Here is a 1186-nt window from a genome sequence, read left to right as displayed (position 1 = left end):
TTAGGGTCTTGTAGAATACAACCAAAGAGATGAGGAGAATCTACATGACTGAAAAAAGAGCTAGACGGTCCTACACCAAAGAATTTAAAAACCAAATTGTACAACTACATGAAAACGGTAAGCCACGTACAGATATTCTTCGTGAGTACGATCTAACCTCCACTACTTTCGATAATTGGGTAAGGCGTCACAAAGCGACTGGATCTTTTCAAGAGAAAGACCAGCGTACGGATGAAGAGAATGAATTAATCAAATTACGTAAGGAGAACCAACGTCTCCTAATGGAGAATGATATTTTAAAGCAAGCCGCGCTGATCATGGGACGAAAGTAAATGTGATTCAAAATAACCGTCACAAATACTCGGTATCAGCAATGTGCGACGTCCTAGGGATCGCTAGAAGCACTTTCTATTACACTTCCGTAAAACAACCGGAGGATGAAACCCTACAAAAAGATATCAAAGAAATCTTCAAACAGAGTCGAAACAATTATGGAACACGCAAAATCAAAAAAGAATTAGAGAAGATTGACCGGACGGTTTCTAGACGGCGTATTGGTCGAGTTATGAAGCATACGGGGCTCGTATCCAACTACACTGTCGCTCAATATAAACCGTTCAAAACAAAAGTGAATGAGGAACCTGTAAAGAATGTTCTGGCGAGAAACTTTAACGGCCAAGATGAACTAGCTGTGGTGGTAAGTGATTTAACATACGTAAGAGTCAATGGAAGATGGAATTATGTCTGCTTATTTGTCGATCTTTTTAATCGAGAAATCATCGGCTACAGCGCTGGTCCCGAAAAGACAGCTAAGCTTGTGTACAAAGCCTTGTCTAGCATTGAACGCAGCTTGGATCGCATCCAATTATTCCATACAGACCGTGGAAGCGAATTTAAAAATCAACTAATTGACGAAGCTTTGGAAGCGTTTGGCATCGGAAGATCACTTAGCATGAAAGGATGCCCGTACGACAATGCGGTAGCAGAATCGATGTTCAATGTGGTCAAAATAGAGTTCATTAAGCAAATGACGTTTTCTTCAATCAGCCAGTTAGAGCGTGAACTACAGGATTATGTGAATTGGTTCAATCGGGTTCGGATCCACGGAACGCTAGATTATCTAACGCCTATTGAGTACCGATTAGGGACCTTATAAATATTGTCCGATTTAGTGTTGACAAGCCAT

General features: G+C 40.8%; 1 protein-coding gene. It reads left to right on the top strand.

Annotated elements, in window-relative coordinates:
* The first annotated feature begins 44 nt into the window (after positions 1–44).
* A protein-coding gene (locus RL70_RS17035) for an IS3 family transposase (RefSeq protein ID WP_156138008.1) occupies positions 45–1156 on the top strand; the annotation gives its coding sequence in 2 pieces (ribosomal slippage) (positions 45–297 and positions 297–1156; 1113 coding nt in all).
* Positions 1157–1186: the final 30 nt, after the last annotated feature.

Source organism: Sporosarcina sp. ZBG7A (assembly GCF_000813425.1).
Lineage (GTDB): Bacteria > Bacillota > Bacilli > Bacillales_A > Planococcaceae > Sporosarcina.
The sequence above is the reverse complement of the archived record's forward strand: the minus strand, read 5'-3'. Positions and strand labels throughout refer to the sequence as shown.